This window comes from Nocardiopsis sp. TRM 82005, from assembly GCF_056312425.1.
Genome location: NZ_JBWDTQ010000003.1, coordinates 1 through 16,317, shown reverse-complemented (window position 1 = coordinate 16,317; position 16,317 = coordinate 1). Strand labels below are relative to the sequence as shown.

Genomic DNA, 16,317 nt, shown 5'->3' with positions numbered 1-16,317 from the left:
CCTGAGGGAGCGAGTGCTGGTGTCCTATCCCGGCGGCAACGGCAACGCCCGCGGTGACGTGTACGGCGTGACCCCGCTGGTCACGGGGGACGCGGTGGTTCTCGACCTGCGTCCCGCCGGTTTCGCCACCAGGGCCGCGGCCCTGGCCATCGACGTCATCGTCCAGATCATCACCCTGATCGCGCTGGGCGTCCTCGTCTCGTGGATCGGCCGCAACCTGGACCCCGCGGCCACCGCCGCCGTCGCCCTGGCCGGCAGCATCCTGGTCCTGGTCGGCTACCCGACGGTCTTCGAGTCCGTCTCGCGCGGCCGTTCCCTGGGCAAGATGGCACTGGGCCTGCGCGTGGTGGGCACCGACGGCTCCCCCGAACGGTTCCGGCAGGCGCTGGGCCGCGCGCTGGCCTCGTTCGTGGAGATCTGGATGACGACCGGCATGATCGCCCTGATCACCTCGATGATCAACCGGGACGGGCGCCGCGTGGGCGACTTCGTGGCCGGGACGATGGTCGTGGAGGAGCGTGGCGGCAAGCCCCGCGAGGAGATCGTCCCGATGCCGCCGCAGCTGGCCGGCTGGGCGGCGGGCCTCGAACTGTCGCGCCTGTCCCCCGAGACCGCGGCGGCGGCCCGGCAGTATGTGCTCCGGTACGGGGAGCTGGCCGAGCACACCCGCCACGAGATGGGCGGCCGACTGGCCGACGCGGTGGCCGCGCAGGTCAGCCCGCCTCCGCCGCCCGGCGTCACCCCGCCCTACTTCCTGGCCGCGGTGCTCGCCGAGCGGCGCCGCCGCCACGAGGCCACCGCGCAGCAGGGCGGCCACCACCGGCCCGGGTACGGCCCGCATCCCCATCGGTGGGGCCAGGGAAGCCAAAGTTTCTGAGCACGGCCTGGCGGCCTCCCGTCAGGGGTGCCATGAGCGCAGGTAGGCCTCCTGTTCGGAGGTGAGCGCGTCGACGCGCACGTCCAGGGCGGCCAGTTCGAGCCGGGCCACCTCGGTGTCGGTCTCGGCGGGCACCTCCACCACGCCCGGTGCCAGGTCCGCGGCGCCGCGGGCCAACCAGGCGGTGGTCAGTGCCTGCACCGCGAACGACAGGTCCATGACGGCGGCCGGGTGCCCCTCGGCGGCGCCCAGGTTGACCAGGCGCCCCTCGGACAGCAACAGCACGCGGCGCCCGTCCGCGAACACGTACTCGTCGGCCTGTTCGCGCACGCCCCGGTTGACCTCCACGGCCTCGCCTTCCAGGGCGACCAGGTCGATCTCCAGGTCGAAGTGTCCGGAGTTGGCCAGGATCGCGCCGTCCTTCATCCGCCTCATGTGCTCGGCGCGGATGACGTCACGGTTGCCGGTGACGGTGACGAACACGTCCCCGGCGGGGGCCGCCTCCTCCATGGTGGTGACGGTGTAGCCCTGCATGACCGCGTCCAGGGCCTTGACCGGATCGACCTCGGTGACGACCACGCGGGCCCCCATGCCGCGGGCGCGCTCGGCCAGGCCCCGGCCGCAGTAGCCGAACCCCGCGACCACGACGGTGCGCCCGGCGAGCATGGTGTTGGTGGCCCGCAGGATGCCGTCGATGGTGGACTGGCCGGTGCCGTACCGGTTGTCGAACATGCGCTTGGTGGCGGTGTCGTTGACCGCGACCATCGGCAGCCGCAGCTCGCCCTCGGCGCTCATCCGGCGCAGTCGGATCACCCCGGTGGTGGTCTGCTCGCAGCCGCCCAGCACCCCGTCGAGCAGGTCGGGGCGGACCAGGTGGGCCGTGTTGACCAGGTCGCACCCGTCGTCGATCAGCAGGTGCGGACGTGACTCCAGCACCGTGACCAGGTTCCGGTCATAGGAAGCCGTGTCCATACCGGCCCAGGCGTGGACCGAGACCCCGTACTCGGCCACCAGCGCGGCGGCGGTGTCGTCCTGGGTGGACAGCGGGTTGGACGCGGCCAGCCACACCTCGGCGCCGCCCGCGCGCAGGGCGCGCAGCAGGTTGGCGGTCTCAGCGGTCACGTGCTGGCACGCGGCCACGCGCAGCCCCTCCAGGGGGCGTTCCGCGGCGAAGCGCTCGCGCACGCTGCGGAGCACCGGCATGGAGCGCTCGGCCCAGTCCACGCGGCGGACCCCGGCCCGCGCAAGGCCGAGATCGGCCACCTCGTGCGAGGGAAGTGTCATCTACTACCCGGATTCGTCTTGCCGGACCTTGGGTCCGCGGGGATGGCGGCGCCCCGCGCACTCCGGGAGGGCGCGGGCGCGGGACGGCCGGTGAGCCGTCCCGCGCCAACCCCTCCCCGACGACGGTGGGGCCGCCCGATCGGGTACTGCCTAGTAGCGGTAGTGGTCGGGCTTGTACGGGCCCGCCACGTCCACGCCGATGTAGGCGGCCTGCTCCTTGGTGAGCGAGGTCAGCTTGACGCCGAGCGCGTCCAGGTGCAGCCGGGCGACCTTCTCGTCGAGGAGCTTGGGCAGCGTGTACACGTCGATCGGGTACTCGTCGGGCTTGGTGAACAGCTCGATCTGCGCGATGACCTGGTTGGTGAAGCTGTTGGACATCACGAAGCTGGGGTGGCCGGTGGCGTTGCCCAGGTTGAGCAGGCGGCCCTCGGAGAGCACCAGGACGGACTTGCCGTCGGAGAAGGTCCACTCGTGGACCTGCGGCTTGATCTCCTTCTTGGTGACGCCGGGGATCTTCGCCAGGCCCGCCATGTCGATCTCGTTGTCGAAGTGGCCGACGTTGCCGACGATCGCCTGGTGCTTCATGCGGGCGATCTGGTCGGCCATGATCACGTTGAAGTTGCCGGTGGTGGTGATGAAGACGTCACCGGTGTCCAGCACGTCGTCCAGGACGGTGACCTGGTAGCCGTCCATGGCCGCCTGGAGGGCGTTGATCGGGTCGATCTCGGTGATGATGACGCGAGCGCCCTGGCCGCGCAGCGCCTCGGCCGCGCCCTTGCCCACATCACCGTAGCCGCAGACCACGGCGACCTTGCCGCCGATGAGCACGTCGGTGGCGCGCATGATGCCGTCGGGCAGCGAATGGCGGATGCCGTACTTGTTGTCGAACTTGCTCTTGGTGACAGAGTCGTTGACGTTGATCGCGGGGAAGGCCAGGGTGCCCTCGCGGCGCATCTCGTATAGACGGAGCACACCGGTGGTGGTCTCCTCCGTGACGCCCTGGATGCCCTTGGCGATCTCGGTCCACTTGGTGTTGTCGCGCTCCAGGCTGGCGCCCAGCAGGCGCAGGACGACCGCCATCTCCTCGCTGTCGACGCCGTCGGGGTCGGGTACCGCGCCCGCCTTCTCGTACTCGGCGCCCTTGTGGACGAGCATGGTGGCGTCGCCGCCGTCGTCCAGGATCATGTTGGGGCCTTCAGCGCCCGGCCAGGTCAGCCCCTGTTCGGTGCACCACCAGTACTCTTCGAGGGTCTCGCCCTTCCAGGCGAACACCGGCACGCCCTTGGGGTCCTCGGGGGTGCCGTCGGGGCCGACCACGACCGCGGCGGCGGCGTGGTCCTGGGTGGAGAAGATGTTGCAGCTGACCCAGCGCACCTCGGCGCCCAGGGCGACCAGGGTCTCGATGAGGACCGCGGTCTGGACGGTCATGTGCAGCGAGCCCATGATGCGGGCGCCCCGGAGCGGCTTGCTGTCCCCGAACTCGGCGCGGGTGGCCATGAGGCCGGGCATCTCGTGCTCGGCGAGCCGGATCTCGTCGCGGCCGAAGGGGGCCAGGGAAAGATCGGCGACCTTGAAGTCGAAAGCCATGCGTTCCTCACTCGTGATGGTCGTAGCTCCCCCGATTCTAGGGCCGTGGCCCCGACAGCGGCGCGAAATTGACATTTGCCTGTCAGATTTGCTCTTGCTAGTGGTGGAGTTCGGTTAGGGTCGCGTCCATGGCCGCCCTCGACGACGTCCCGAACCCGCCCGACCGGCCCTCACCGCCGACCGGGCCCGTGCCGATCTCCGCGGCCGCCGAACGTGTGGGCACCACCGCGCGGATGCTGCGCTACCGGGAGGGCCTGGGCCTGCTGCCCCGTACCCAGGAGCAGCCCACCGGACGCGGCCACCGGCACCGCCGGTTCGCCGAGGAGGACCTGCGCACGATCGCGGTGGGCCTGGAACTGGAGCGCGAGTTCGACATCCCGCCCGCCGCGCTGGCGTTCGCGCTGCGCGTCCTGGCCGAACCCGAGGTGCTGGCGCGGGTGCGCACACACGGGGAACGGCTGGGCAGGCTCGCGGCGGCGCCCACGCGCGCGCTGGACTTCGAACAGGAGAAGGCGATGCGGCTGCTGCACGGCCGCCGTCCCTGACCTGGGCACGGGGAGCCGCTCCGGGTACCGGCCGCTCCCGGGTCCCGTGGCGCCCGGATGGCTCGTCCCCGCGGGTTTACACGCGGACACGTCCGGTAGCGGCCACGTCCGGGGGACGCCCGGTATGTTTTGGCCAACTGCCCACTGGCTACGGAGAAAGCGTGGACACCCTACGCTGCGGCGCGGATCTGGACCGGCTACCGGGCCTGGTGCGCGGAGACCTCATGGACGTCGACCGGCTGCGGACGATCTGGGCCCAGCACCGCCAGAGCCAGCCCCGGGCCGCACGCGAGGCAGCACGCCGGGAGCTGATGCGCCGCCGCGTCCAGGAGCTGGGCGGCGGCCACGCCCTGGAGGAGCTGGTGGTGTCCGCCTCGGTGGACGGGTCCTCCGGACAGCCGGTCACCGCCGCGTTCGTCGCGGAGCTGGCCGAACGGGCCCGCAACCTGCCGAAGGACTGCCCCTCACGCTCCCCGGTCCACCCCCTGGGCTCCGAACAGGCACTGCGAGTGGCCGAGGCCGCCTCGGTACCCGCCCATCCCGTGACGCGTGCCGCGCACACCTATACCGAGTGCGTGGCGGCGCTGACCGGGCTGGACCCCGACGACGGGGCCGGTTCACGCCTGTGGGTACTGCCGTGGGTGCTGTCCTCGCTGGTGCTGCGGCGGGCGGACTTCCCGCCGCTGCTGCCAGACCCGCTCTCCCCGCCGCCGCGGACCGGCCGGGATCCCGACGAGCGCCTCGCCGGGGTGGTGCGCCACTTCGCGCGGCTGGTGACCGGGACACTGCTCAACGAGCTGAGCTGGACCCCCGAACCCGTTCCCGAGCTCCGCGCACCGGTGTCGCCGCTGGCCACGGTGACCCGCCGCCGCGTGTTGGACTACGTGCGCTCGCGCCGGGAGTCGATCGCCATGATCCTGCGGGCTCTGGACCCCGGGGCACGCACCTCGGTGTACTCGGGCGGATCGGACGAGGCCGAACCGGGAAGCACGGCGGACGCCGTGGCCCGGACACTGCTCACCCCGGGCGCCGCGCACTGGTGGGCGGCGCTGGAGCTGGTGGTGGACGAGGCGTCGCTGTGCATGTTCGTGGTGGTGCAGGAGGTGGGCCGCCCCCGGACGGGGGTGCTGGCTGTCACCGCCGACGCGCGGCTGACCACCCCGGACGGGGTGCGCGACGCACTGGGCATGTCCGGTACCGACAGCGTGACCGTGATGCCCACGGACTGCGTGGACGACCGCTGGCCGCAGGTACGCGACCTCGTGGACGAGGCGGTCTCACGCGCCATGAACGAGCTCACCCGGGTGTGAGCACGGGTCAGTTGCTGAGCGCGATCAGAAGCAGCACCAGCAGCAGGATCACGATGGTGATGAGCACCGCCGGGATCACCCAGCTCTGCTGGAGCACGGAGTCCTGCTCGACCGGGCGCGGCATGGGCTGCATTCCGGGGCGGGCGTAGGTCTGGTTCGGGTTCATACCCGTGGCCATCGGGTTCGCGGCGTGGGGCATGCCGTGCGGCGGCGGAGGCGGGTAGACGGGAGCACCCGGGCGCGGGTTGGACGTACCGGGGTGGCCGCCGGGCGCTCCCGGCATCGGGTTGGACGTGCCGGGGTGCGCGGACCCGTGGCGGGGATCGGAGCCGAACGGGTGGCCCGGCATGCCGGGGCGCGGGTTGGAGGTTCCCGGTGGCGGGTAGGCGGCGGCGCCCATCTGCGGGCCGGTGGGCGGCTGCTGGGGCCGGTAGGGCATCTGGCCGCCGGTGATCAGACCGGTCTGGGCGATCTGCTCGCCCTGTCTGAGGGCGTCGTCGGCGGAGGGCGCGGAGTCGTCCGGCCCCTCGTGGCCCAGCAGACGCATGAGCAGCGTCTGGGCGTTGGGGCGCTTGTCGGGGTTCTTGTCCAGACAGGACTCCACGATCGGCCGCAGCGCCTCGTCCATGTCGCTCAGGTCCGGCGGTGCGCTGACCACACGGTGCACGACCGCGGGCACGGTGTCGGAGCCGAAGGGCGCCCGGCCGGTGGAGGCGAACGCGATGACGCAGCCCCAGGCGAAGATGTCGCACTTGTCGGTGATGCCGCGGCCCTCGATCTGCTCGGGCGCCATGTAGGAGGGCGTTCCGACGATCGAGTTGGTCATGGTGGCGGTGCCGTCGTCGACGCGGGCGATACCGAAGTCGATGACGCGGGGCCCGTCCGGGCCGAGCAGCACGTTGCCGGGCTTGAAGTCGCGGTGGACGATGCCCGCCTTGTGGATGGCGACCAGGGCGGTGGCGGTGGAGACCGCGAGCCGTTGCAGAGTGGAGCCCTTCTGCACGGCGCCCTTGGCGATGGTCTCCTGTAGGTCCTTGCCCGGCACGAACTCGCTGACCACGTAGGGCGGGTCGTTGTCGAGCTGGGCGTCGATGATCGCGGCGGTGCAGAAGGAGGCGACCTTCTGCGCGGCCCGGACCTCCTTCTCGAACCGCTTGCGCAGGTCGCTGTCCTGCGACCACTGGTCGTTGAGGACCTTGACCGCGTACTCCTCGCCGTCAGTGTCCTCGGCGAGGTAGACGATGCCCTGGCCGCCCTTGCCCAGCCGCCCTGTCACGCTGTACTCGCCGAACGCGGAGGGATCGCTCGGCTGTAGCGATTCTGGACCGGGCATCGGTGTCCTCCAGGGAGGTCGTCGGGAGCGGGGCGCGCAGGAACAGGGTACGGGTTGCGGGAAACGCGGGAGTGCGTCCCACCATGGCACCTAAGGGGTGCCTTCTACCCTGCCGCACCCGTTATGACTGCTGGAACGCCCGGAGCGTTCCCTCCGACCTCAACCGATTTTTCGCGCCTCGTCGACCAGCAGGACCGGAATTCCGTCCCGGATGGGATAGGCCAGGCCGCTCTCGTCGCAGACCAGCTCGTCGGTCTCGGGGTCGTGGCGCAGCGGGGCCTGGCTCTGCGGGCAGGCCAGGATCTCCAGCAGCCAGCCGTCGATCTTCGTACTCATGTTCTCGTTCCTCGTGGTGGTGGGTGGGGGAGGGCCCCGCGTGCGGTTCCCTCCCCCACCATGATGCCCGGTCAGGCTCGGACGATGGCCAGTACCTCGTCGCGCAGGCCGGCCATGGACGCCTCGTCGGGTGCCTCCACGTTGAGCCGCAGCAGCGGCTCGGTGTTGGAGGCGCGCACGTTGAACCACGACCCGCCGGGGAGGGAGACGGTCAGCCCGTCGAGCTCGTCGACGGTGGCGCCGTCCCTGTCGGAGAAGGCCGCGCGTACCGCGGCCATCCGTCCCGGGGCGTCGGCGACCTTGGAGTTGACCTCGCCGGATCCGGTGTAGCGCGAGTACTCCTCGGCGATCCGGGAGAGCGGGCGGTCGTCGGTACCCAGCACCCGCAGGACGTGCATCGCCGCGAGCATACCGGTGTCGGCCCGCCAGAAGTCGCGGAAGTAGTAGTGGGCGGAGTGCTCCCCGCCGAAGATCGCGCCGGTCTCGGCCATGGTGGCCTTGATGAAGGAGTGCCCGACGCGGGTGCGCAGGGGCGTGCCGCCCTTCTCCCGCACGATCTCGGGCACGGCCTGGGAGGTGATGAGGTTGTGGATGACCGTGGCGCCCGGCTCCCGCTCCAGCTCCTGGGCGGCGACCAGGGCGGTGATGGCCGAGGGCGGCACCGCGTCGCCGTTCTCGTCCACGACGAAGCAGCGGTCGGCGTCGCCGTCGAAGGCCAGGCCGATGTCGGCGCCGGTCTCGCGGACCTTGGCCTGGAGGTCGACGAGGTTGTCGGGGTCCAAGGGGTTGGCCGGGTGGTTGGGGAAGGTACCGTCCAGCTCGAAGTAGAGGGGGACGACCTCCAGCGGCAGGTCCTTGTCCAGGACGGCGGGGACGGTGTGGCCGCCCATGCCGTTGCCCGCGTCCACGACCACCTTGAGCGGCCGGATGCCGGACAGGTCGACCAGTTCACGCAGGTAAGCGGCGTAGCCGGGGAGGAGGTCCTGCCCGGTGACGCTCCCGGAGGCTCCGTCGTGGGCGGGCCCGACACCGTCCCCGCCCGTCGAGGGCGCTCCGCGCCAGGACGGGTCACCACCCTCAACGGAGGCCTCCGGCCCAGCCAGATTCTCCTCGGCCAGGCGGCGGATCTCGTCCAGGCCGGTCTCGCCGCTGATGGGCGCGGCCCCGGCACGGCACATCTTGATGCCGTTGTACTCGGCCGGGTTGTGGCTGGCAGTGAACATGGCGCCGGGCAGGTCCAGGTGGCCCGACCCGTAGTAGAGCATGTCGGTGGAGCCGAGTCCGGCGAGCACCACGTCGAGGCCCTGACTGGTGACGCCCTCGCTGAAGGCGGTGACCAGCTCGGGTGAGGAGGGGCGCATATCATGGGCGACCACGACGGCGCTGCCGCCGACCACACGGGCGAAGGCCGCCCCGACCGCCCGTGCGATGTCCGCGTTGAGGGTGTCGGGGATCACACCGCGTACGTCGTATGCCTTGAAGATGCTTGCGAGGTCAGCCACGTCTTCTCCGGCCAGATCGGTCCTGCTCCACGTTACGGTCCCGCGCGGCCGGGCCGCGCGCGATACAAAACTAGCAAGCCGCCCCCACAGCGCCCCATGGGCACCGCCGACCGGTCCCCTTCCGGGATCCGGTGGAACCGGTCGGGCGGCGGCGCCTGTCCTCAAGGCGTCGGGGGACAGGGGGACCGCGTCCAGGGTTCTCGGTCTGGGACGGCGGGACGGCGGAGGGAGACTCCGGGCGCGGAGCCGGAAGGGCACTCCCTAACCGCCGGGGCGGCGGGGCGGACTCTGTTGTTCGCCGCGGCCGGGGTCGGACTTGACCACGCGCAAGTGCCCGCGGCGCGGCGCCTCGGTACCCTCGCCGGCCTTGTCGCTGGAGGGGTTCCTACGGGCAGGCGGACGGGCCGCCTCACGTACGGCGTCCGCGAGGGCCTCGAGGTCGTCGCTGCCGGGACCACCGCCCGACGTCTCGACCGGGAGTCGGACGACCTCCCAACCGCGCGGGGCCGTCAGCCGGTCGGCGTGCATGGCGCAGAGGTCGTAGCAGTGCGGTTCCACGTAGGCGGCGAGAGGACCGAGGACGGCCGTCGAGTCCGCGTAGACGTACGTGAGCGTGAATACGGCAGGCTGCCGGCAGGCGGTACGGGAGCAGCGTCGAACAGGGCTCACAGCGTTCGACTGTATGCCTTTACTGATGGACACGCCAGCATCGTTCCATGAGCTGGTCCGTTTCCGCCTCTTCGACGCCTCCGTGTGGCCGCTTCGGCCCGTCCTCGGCCCCGGAGGGCGTCCCGCCGCAGACACGAAGGGGCGCCCCACCGGAGCCCGGAAAGCGCCCCGCGGGGACGGGAACCGCTTTCGGGGGCCGATAGGGCTACGCGCGGGGCCCGGGATGGCTTAGTCTCGAAGTGTGCGACGAGTGCGCCTTTCCAGTGGCCAACCAGACCGAGTGCGGCGCCGGGACCGCCGCGGCCGAGGCATCCGCGGTCCTCTCGTGCCGTCTGACCTGCCGGTTTCCCGCAGCCGAGCGCAGGCCTTCGACGACCTTGTCCTGGACGCCGTCGAACGCCTGGAACGCCTGTGGGCGCGGGAACTGGCCAATGTCGACTTCCTCGTCGAGGACGTCCCGCCCATTCCGCCCCGCGGACCGCTGGCCGAGGCGATCCCGTTCTCCCGCCTGGAGACCGATCCCTCGGGCCGGGCCCGCATCGTGGTGTACCGGCGCCCGGTGGAGATCCGGACCAAGGACCCCGAGGAGATGGCTCTCCTGGTCCACGAGACGGTCGTCGAGGAGGTCGCCAACCTGCTCGGGGTGGAGCCCGAGTCGGTCGACCCCGAGGGCTGAACGGCGCCCTCCGCGCTCCGCACGGGTGCCGTGCGCCACCACCGGGCGTTCGCACGTCCTACGGAACGATCCCCACCATGCTGTCGCGCACCACCGGGAGCGCGATCCGCACCGGGGCGGGCCGTACCGGCAGCAGGCTCAGCCCCTCGCCGCCGCGCAGCACGCGGGCGGCGTGGACGGGAGCGGAGCCCTCCAGGAGCTCCAGACGGACCGTGTAGCCGTCCTCCGCGTCAGTGCCCGAGGGCGCCTGCCAGCCGTCGTCCTCGGCGCCGAACACCGTGGTGGTCCCCGCCCCGACCTCCACGCGCACGGCGTCCCCCTGTGTGCCGTCGGCGCCGATCGGGGTGGCCATCAGCATGGCGTCGTCCCCGACGGCGCCCAGGATGAGTTCGGTGTCGGCGCCCTCGGGGACGTCCGGTAGTACCGCGGTGGTGTCCAGCGGGAAACTGAGCGGCGGTACGGCGGACGTGTAGGCGGTTTCGACCACCTCGACGTCCTCGCCCTCGCCCTCGACCGCCTCCGCGGCGACACCGGCGACCACGGGCGCGTCCGACTCCAGCACGACCGTGCCCGGGTCACCGCCCAGGACGCTCTCCAGGGTGAGCCAGGCGGAGGCGGCCGGGGGCACGTTGAGCACCACCGGATCCTCGGCGGTCCCCGAACCCCCGCCGTCCTCCTCGGACTCCTCCCCCTCGTCCGAGGCGGAGGCGACGGTGTGGACGCGCACCTCGACGGGATCGTCGCCTGGCACGGCCACGAACAGACGGCGGCGCCCGTCGCCGCCGGGAACGCCGGGGACCACGTGCTCCCGGGCCGGTCCGGCCGTGGGGGGCACCCAGTCGGCGGGGCCGGAGGCGTGCTCGGCGAGCAGGGAGGCGGCGACCCTCCCGGTGCTGGTGCGCACGTGGACGCCGATGGCGCTGGTGCTCTGGACCAGCTCGGTCAGGTCCAGCTCGGTCGACTCTCCGGAGAGCAGGGAGATGCCCCGGCTCTCGGACGAGTAGGAGGGGCCGCCCTCGGTGTAGACGTCCACGCTGACCGTGGCCCTGGAGTCCTCGGGGTTGGTCAGGTGGGCGGTGAGCGACTCCAACCGCATCCCCTCGGTGCCGTCCCCGCCGGGCAGGGCGAACCAGGTCCCGACGGAGGGCTCGACGCAGCGCACCTCGGTGGCCGAGCCGTCGGACAGGGTGGTCTGGGCGGTGTCGAGCCCGGAGGCCAGGGACCCCTCGGCGCGGATGACGGTGGGGGCGGCGGCCTCGCCGGTGTCGGCGCTCCACACGCGGCCGGGCTCGGTCAGCTCCTCGCCGACGGGTTCGCCCTCTTCGTCCTCCCCGGGTCCGGCGGTCTCCTCGACGTCCCCGTCCTCCTCCGGGACGGCGGGGACCGATTCGGCCCGCAGCTCACCCTCGTCGTCACGACTCACCCTCGGGGCGAACGCGGCCACGGAGCTCTCCCCCGACCCGCGTGGGGCGGGGCACACCCGCACCGTGTGGTCGGGGCGCACGGTGCCCGGCTCACTGACGCCCAGCTCGGCGGTCACCGGCCCGGTCACGAACGCGATGCCGAGCAGCGCGACCAGGGCCAGAGCGATCAGCCCGAACAGCGCGAACCGGTTCTCCACGATCAGCCGCACGTCCTACTCCTCCCGCTCGGTCCCGGGGACCCGGGTGTCCCCGGCGCCCCTCCTGGACTTGCCGTCCGCGCGGCGGCGCCCCGCTGCGCGCCTGGTCCCGCGCGTGCCCCTGCCGCCTGTCCGCGTATCGGTGCCGGCACCCGCGCGGCCGGACCGCGAACCCCGGCGCGAGGTCACACGCAGCCCCGTCGGACGCCGCGGCCGGGGAGCGGGCGTGGAGTCGATCAGCCGCGCCTCCTCCTCCGTGCGCACACCGGGTGCGGCGAGGACGGCCACCACCAGGAACAGGACCCCCTGTGTGAGTAGCCAGGCCGCGTTCACGTAGTCGGTGTGCCAGACCCGCAGCTCGCCGCCGTGCGCCGGCAGTGTCCAGGCCTGGGTGCCGTTCTCGGTGGTCACGGGGGGCAGGTCGGCGCCGTCGAGGGTGGCCCGCCAGCCGTTGTCTGCGGTCTCGGCCAGCGCGAGCCTCCGGCCGGTGCCGCCGTCGGCGACCTGCGCGGCCATGTCGTCCCCGGAGCCCCCCACGGTGAGGACCTCGGCCCCGGCGCCGTCCTCGGCGACCACACGCAGCGCGCCGGCGGGCACGTTCAGCCGCCAGAGCGCGTAGCGCCGGGACAGCGACTGCCGCCCGAGCTCGGGGGTGCCGTCCAGGGTGTCGACCATGGTGACGCCGGCGGGGCCGCTGGTCTTCGGATATGGGTAGAGCACGTACCGGATGCCGAAGTCGGCCAGGATGTGCATCTGGTCGCCGCCCTGGCCCGCGGTGAGCTCGGCCACGGCCCGGTCCATGGTCTCGCGGACCTCCGGCGGGGGCACGAGGCGCTCCTCGCCCAGTCGGGGTCCGCGCCCCCGCGCCACCGTGTAGTCCACGCCGCCCTGCCCGTCAGAGGTGACGATGAGGGTGCGCGGCTCGGTCCCGTCCCCGCTGACGCTGGACAGAGCTCCGGGGACGGCGGGGACGGCGTGGCCGGTGAGCGGCCCCTGGACGCCCTCCCACATCCACAGGGCGGCGGCACTGAGCGGGGTGGCCAGGGCGAGCACGGCCACGGCCAGCGCGAAGACCCGCCGCGTCCCTCCGAGCCGGAACATGTCGCCGAAGGAGCGCGCGGCGGTCGCCGCCGACAGCAGTACCGCCGTGGCGGCGAAGGACAGGGCCACGCCCGGCCAGACCGGCGCCGGAGGGCCGCCGTAGTAGGGCTCGATGACGACCCGGCTGGTCAGGATGGCGACCAGGACCCCGAACAGGGCCAGCGACCATCCGGCGGCGACCAGCATGCGGTTGCGGAGCAGCAGCAGGGAGCACAGGGCCGCGACGGCGAACCCGGCGGTGACCCAGAACGGCGGGACACCGGGGCCGCCCGGGGAGAGCATGAGCAGCTCCTGCGGCGTAGCGCCCGGTTCCGACAGCTCGGGGCGGTGCAGACCGGCCTCCAGCAGCCACAGAGTGGGATGCGCGAGCAGTTCGAGCGACCACGGCAGCAGCACCACGATGGGGACGGCCAGGCTCAGCGCGACGCTGACGTAGATCCGACGGCCCAGGTGACCGAAGGCCACCGCCACCAGCAGGCCGGTGACCAGGGAAAGCAGCCACACCATCGGCACGAACGCGGTCGCCGCCGCCAGAACCAGGCCCACTCCCCAGGCCGCCCGGCGGGAGGGCCTGGGCGGCATCGAGACCAGCCGCACCAGCAGCAGCCCCAGCACCGGCAGCAGGACGTGGACCAGCGCGGTGCCCAGGCGCCCCTGGGCGACGGCGCCGGTGGCCACGGGCAGCAGTGCGTAGGCCGCGGCCATCCACAGGCGCGCGGGGCGAAAGCCCAGCACCTCGCGGGCGAGCGTGTAGGAGGTCAGCCCGGCCAGGGGCACGCAGCCCAGCAGGACGACGGTGACGGCCATCCAGGGTTTGCCCAGCGTGAGGGTGGACAGCAGGGCGAGCAGCCCGACGTAGGGCGGGACCGAGCCGGCGGAGCCGAGGCCGCTGTCGGGGTTGTCGGACAGGTACAGGTCCCACATGTCGCGGGCGGTGCCCGCGACCGGGGGCAGGGCCCCGCCCGCGAGGAGGTCGCCGAAGAGCAGGGAGCGCTCGGCGACGACCGTGACCACGGTCAGGACGATGACGAGCAGCACGCCGGGCCTGAACACCACACGGCGCACGAAGCCCGTACTGTCGGTGAGTGCCTCGTCGTCGTCCTCGGCGGCGGGCGGCACGGTGACGGCCTGGTGGCGGCCGGGGGTGTTGTGGACGGATTCGCCGGACAGCGCCCCGGTGACCGCGTCGTAGAACTGGCGCATGGCCACGCCGCGCGCGAGGAAGGGCCGGATGGCGCTGTAGGTGCGTCGGCGGTCACGGCGGCGCCGGAAGCGGGCGCGCACCAGCCGGAAGGGCCGCAGGTACACCAACGTGATCGCGGCGGCCTCGTCCAGGGCGTTGGCGGGCTGCTTGATGAGCAGGTACATCACCACGCGCAGCAGCGAGGCCACGGAGTTTCGGACCAGGGCGGCCGCCATCCCGCCCAGGGGCAGGTTGGCCAACAGCACGAAGACGGCGTGCCTGCGGTCCACCCTGCGCGGGTGGTTCCGGGTGGCGGCGATGGGGCGGCGGCGCCGGGCGGAGGCCTCGGCGTGGTAGGCGACCGCCTCGGTGACGAGCAGGGCGCGCAGCCCGGCGCCGCCCACACGCCAGCAGAAGTCGATGTCGTCGCGGAACAGGGGAAGGGCGCGGTCGAAGCCGCCGAGCCGGTCCCACACGTCACGGCGGATGAGCATGCCGGCGCTGGAGACCGCGAGGACCTGACGGGTGCCGTCGTGCTGGCCGTGATCGAACTCACGCTGTTCGAGGCCGGTCTCGCGGCGCCCCGCGCCGTCGATGGTCACGCCGGCCTCGACCAGGAGGCGGCGGTCGAACCAGTCGCGCAGCTTGGGGCCCAGGACGGCGGCACGCGGGTCCTGGTCTGCGGCGGCGAGCAGGTGGGCGAGGGTGTCCGCCTCCGGGGTGAGGTCGTCGTGGACGAGCCAGATCCACTCGGTGGCGTCCTCGTCGAAGCCGCGTACGGCGTTGGTGGAGCGGGGCAGTTCCAGGGCGGCGCGAACGGCGTCGCCGTATCCGGTGTGCGCGGGCAGGTCGACGACGGCGTCGGAGGGCAGGAACTCGGCCAGGACGTCGGCGCTGCCGTCGGTGCTGCCGGTGTCGGCGGCGACGACGCGCTGCACGGGTCGGGACTGGGCGCGGACGGCCGCCAGCGTCTCGGGCAGCCAGCGGGCGCCGTCGTGGGACACGACGACCACGGTGACGACGTGTTGGGCGAAATCCTGGTCAAGCACGGCTGTGGTGGGTTCTCTCCGGGAGAAGGGGCGGGATCCCGTTCGGGCCCTTGGACCGGCCTGGAGGGGACGGCGGGCGCATGTGCGCTCCGGGCGCGACTCGCGAGCGCGAGACATCACGATACGCCACCCAACACCATTACGGGCTTATTCGTCGCACGACCGACCGGCAGGGACATATCCAAGCATTACCGGACGTAACTGTGTTCGGCGCAATCGCCGCACGGCGGTGAAGGGCGCCCACACGAAAGACGCGCGCCCGGGCACGGGGCCCGGGCGCGCGTCTTACACGCGGTCCTAGAGCATGTCCGCCAGGAAATCGAAATCTCCCCCAGCGGCTTTCTTCAGCCTCCGGCGCTCGCGTTCGGAGAGTCCCCCCCAGATACCGAAGCGCTCATCGTGCTCAAGCGCGTATTCCAGGCACTCCGCACGTACCTCGCACGACTGGCAGACCTTCTTGGCCTCCCGTGTCGAGCCGCCCTTCTCGGGGAAGAACGCCTCCGGGTCGGTCTGCGCGCACAAGGCACGTTCCTGCCAGCCCAGATCTTCGTCCGAGCCGTGCGCCAGCGGGATGACCTCGCTCATGCGCACCTCCTGTTGCCCCCCATAGATGTCCCCGACCCTTTTCATCCCCCGGGCCGGGTGGAATCCCACCTTGAAATTACACGTGGGCCGCTTGCTGAGAGTCAAGCGCCTTGCGTGGTAGTCCCCTGAATATCATGCAACAAACCGCCGACGGCGGTCTCGCGATGTCCGTTCTGCGGATTACCACGCAATCACGACCTTCCAAGGCGACGGAGAGCGAGAGCCCCGGATCGGGGCTCAGCGCTTGTCGTCGCCTCCGTACCAGCCCTGCTGGCCACCGGTACCGCCCTGTCCATGCTGGTCAGAGCTGTATCCGGTCCCCGGTCCGTACTGGCCTCCGTACGGTCCCCCGCCTTGGCCGGGCGCTTCGGTACCGGTGTGCTCACCGGAGTTAAAGAAAGGATCAACTCCGCCCTCGGGCGGTGCGTCCTGCGCCTGCTGCCCCTGGTCGGCACCCTGGTACCAGCCGTACTGGATCGCGTCCTGGGCGGCCTGCTCCCCTGAGGGAGCCTGCTGCTCGGTGCCCTGCGGAGCGTACTGGGAGGGGTCGTAGGAGTACTCGCCCTGCGGGGCGTAGGCCTGCTGCTGGCCGTAGGCGTCCGCACCGTACTGGCCGTAGGCCTGCTGGGCACCCGTGCCGTACTGCTGGGCGTACTGCT

General features: G+C 72.2%; 13 protein-coding genes and 1 pseudogene. 4 read left to right on the top strand and 10 right to left on the bottom strand.

Going from position 1 to position 16,317, the window contains the following annotated elements:
- Positions 1-13: 13 nt before the first annotated feature.
- Positions 14-877, top strand: coding sequence for an RDD family protein (locus AC0T5L_RS01310; protein WP_476163461.1), 864 nt, complete (start codon positions 14-16; stop codon positions 875-877).
- A gap of 21 nt (positions 878-898) precedes the next feature.
- Here AC0T5L_RS01310 and ahcY (AC0T5L_RS01305) read toward each other — a convergent pair whose 3' ends face one another.
- Complete coding sequence (ahcY, locus tag AC0T5L_RS01305; protein ID WP_476163460.1) at positions 899-2,161, bottom strand: adenosylhomocysteinase; 1,263 nt, start codon at positions 2,159-2,161, stop codon at positions 899-901.
- A gap of 150 nt (positions 2,162-2,311) precedes the next feature.
- Positions 2,312-3,748 carry an adenosylhomocysteinase gene (ahcY, locus tag AC0T5L_RS01300; protein ID WP_476163459.1) on the bottom strand — a complete coding sequence of 479 codons (1,437 nt, stop codon included), beginning with the start codon at positions 3,746-3,748 and terminating at the stop codon, positions 2,312-2,314.
- 128 nt (positions 3,749-3,876) lie between these two features.
- Between ahcY (AC0T5L_RS01300) and AC0T5L_RS01295 the strand changes: the two genes are divergently transcribed.
- Positions 3,877-4,293, top strand: a complete 417-nt coding sequence (locus AC0T5L_RS01295) for a MerR family transcriptional regulator (RefSeq protein WP_476163458.1) — start codon at positions 3,877-3,879, stop codon at positions 4,291-4,293.
- 161 nt (positions 4,294-4,454) lie between these two features.
- Positions 4,455-5,603, top strand: coding sequence for a hypothetical protein (locus tag AC0T5L_RS01290; protein ID WP_476163457.1), 1,149 nt, complete (start codon positions 4,455-4,457; stop codon positions 5,601-5,603).
- 7 nt (positions 5,604-5,610) lie between these two features.
- Here the strand turns inward: AC0T5L_RS01290 and AC0T5L_RS01285 are convergent, their stop codons facing one another.
- The 4 genes from AC0T5L_RS01285 to AC0T5L_RS01270 form a co-directional block, all read right to left on the bottom strand.
- Positions 5,611-6,936 carry a serine/threonine-protein kinase gene (locus tag AC0T5L_RS01285; RefSeq protein WP_476163456.1) on the bottom strand — a complete coding sequence of 442 codons (1,326 nt, stop codon included), beginning with the start codon at positions 6,934-6,936 and terminating at the stop codon, positions 5,611-5,613.
- A 159-nt stretch (positions 6,937-7,095) separates the two neighbouring features.
- Positions 7,096-7,272 carry a Trm112 family protein gene (locus tag AC0T5L_RS01280; RefSeq protein WP_013154764.1) on the bottom strand — a complete coding sequence of 59 codons (177 nt, stop codon included), beginning with the start codon at positions 7,270-7,272 and terminating at the stop codon, positions 7,096-7,098.
- A gap of 71 nt (positions 7,273-7,343) precedes the next feature.
- Positions 7,344-8,774 carry a phosphomannomutase/phosphoglucomutase gene (locus tag AC0T5L_RS01275; protein WP_476163455.1) on the bottom strand — a complete coding sequence of 477 codons (1,431 nt, stop codon included), beginning with the start codon at positions 8,772-8,774 and terminating at the stop codon, positions 7,344-7,346.
- A 261-nt stretch (positions 8,775-9,035) separates the two neighbouring features.
- Positions 9,036-9,443, bottom strand: a complete 408-nt coding sequence (locus tag AC0T5L_RS01270; RefSeq protein WP_476163454.1) for a DUF3499 domain-containing protein — start codon at positions 9,441-9,443, stop codon at positions 9,036-9,038.
- Positions 9,444-9,723: 280 nt separating this feature from the next.
- Between AC0T5L_RS01270 and AC0T5L_RS01265 the strand changes: the two genes are divergently transcribed.
- On the top strand, positions 9,724-10,119 hold the full coding sequence (locus AC0T5L_RS01265) for a metallopeptidase family protein (protein ID WP_476163453.1): 396 nt from the start codon (positions 9,724-9,726) through the stop codon (positions 10,117-10,119).
- A gap of 58 nt (positions 10,120-10,177) precedes the next feature.
- On the opposite strand, the gene AC0T5L_RS01260 is transcribed toward AC0T5L_RS01265, so the two are convergent.
- The 4 genes and pseudogenes from AC0T5L_RS01260 to AC0T5L_RS01245 all read right to left on the bottom strand — a co-directional run.
- Complete coding sequence (locus tag AC0T5L_RS01260; protein WP_476163452.1) at positions 10,178-11,752, bottom strand: DUF5719 family protein; 1,575 nt, start codon at positions 11,750-11,752, stop codon at positions 10,178-10,180.
- Between the two features lie 3 nt (positions 11,753-11,755).
- A complete protein-coding gene (locus AC0T5L_RS01255; protein ID WP_476163451.1) occupies positions 11,756-15,073 on the bottom strand; it encodes a glycosyltransferase in 3,318 nt (1,105 codons plus the stop codon).
- 297 nt (positions 15,074-15,370) lie between these two features.
- The gene (locus AC0T5L_RS01250; RefSeq protein WP_014908913.1) at positions 15,371-15,658 is read right to left on the bottom strand and encodes a WhiB family transcriptional regulator; all 288 of its coding nucleotides are present in this window, start codon (positions 15,656-15,658) and stop codon (positions 15,371-15,373) included.
- A gap of 237 nt (positions 15,659-15,895) precedes the next feature.
- Positions 15,896-16,317 (bottom strand): annotated as a pseudogene (locus tag AC0T5L_RS01245) (hypothetical protein); the annotation flags it as partial.

Excerpts from the sequence above, each read along its gene's own strand:
- AC0T5L_RS01295 (WP_476163458.1), top strand. The coding sequence starts at position 3,877 with ATGGCCGCCCTCGACGACGTCCCGAACCCGCCCGACCGGCCCTCACCG.
- ahcY (WP_476163460.1), bottom strand. The coding sequence starts at position 2,161 with ATGACACTTCCCTCGCACGAGGTGGCCGATCTCGGCCTTGCGCGGGCC.
- AC0T5L_RS01250 (WP_014908913.1), bottom strand. The coding sequence starts at position 15,658 with ATGAGCGAGGTCATCCCGCTGGCGCACGGCTCGGACGAAGATCTGGGC.
- AC0T5L_RS01285 (WP_476163456.1), bottom strand. The coding sequence starts at position 6,936 with ATGCCCGGTCCAGAATCGCTACAGCCGAGCGATCCCTCCGCGTTCGGC.
- ahcY (WP_476163459.1), bottom strand. The coding sequence starts at position 3,748 with ATGGCTTTCGACTTCAAGGTCGCCGATCTTTCCCTGGCCCCCTTCGGC.
- AC0T5L_RS01280 (WP_013154764.1), bottom strand. The coding sequence starts at position 7,272 with ATGAGTACGAAGATCGACGGCTGGCTGCTGGAGATCCTGGCCTGCCCG.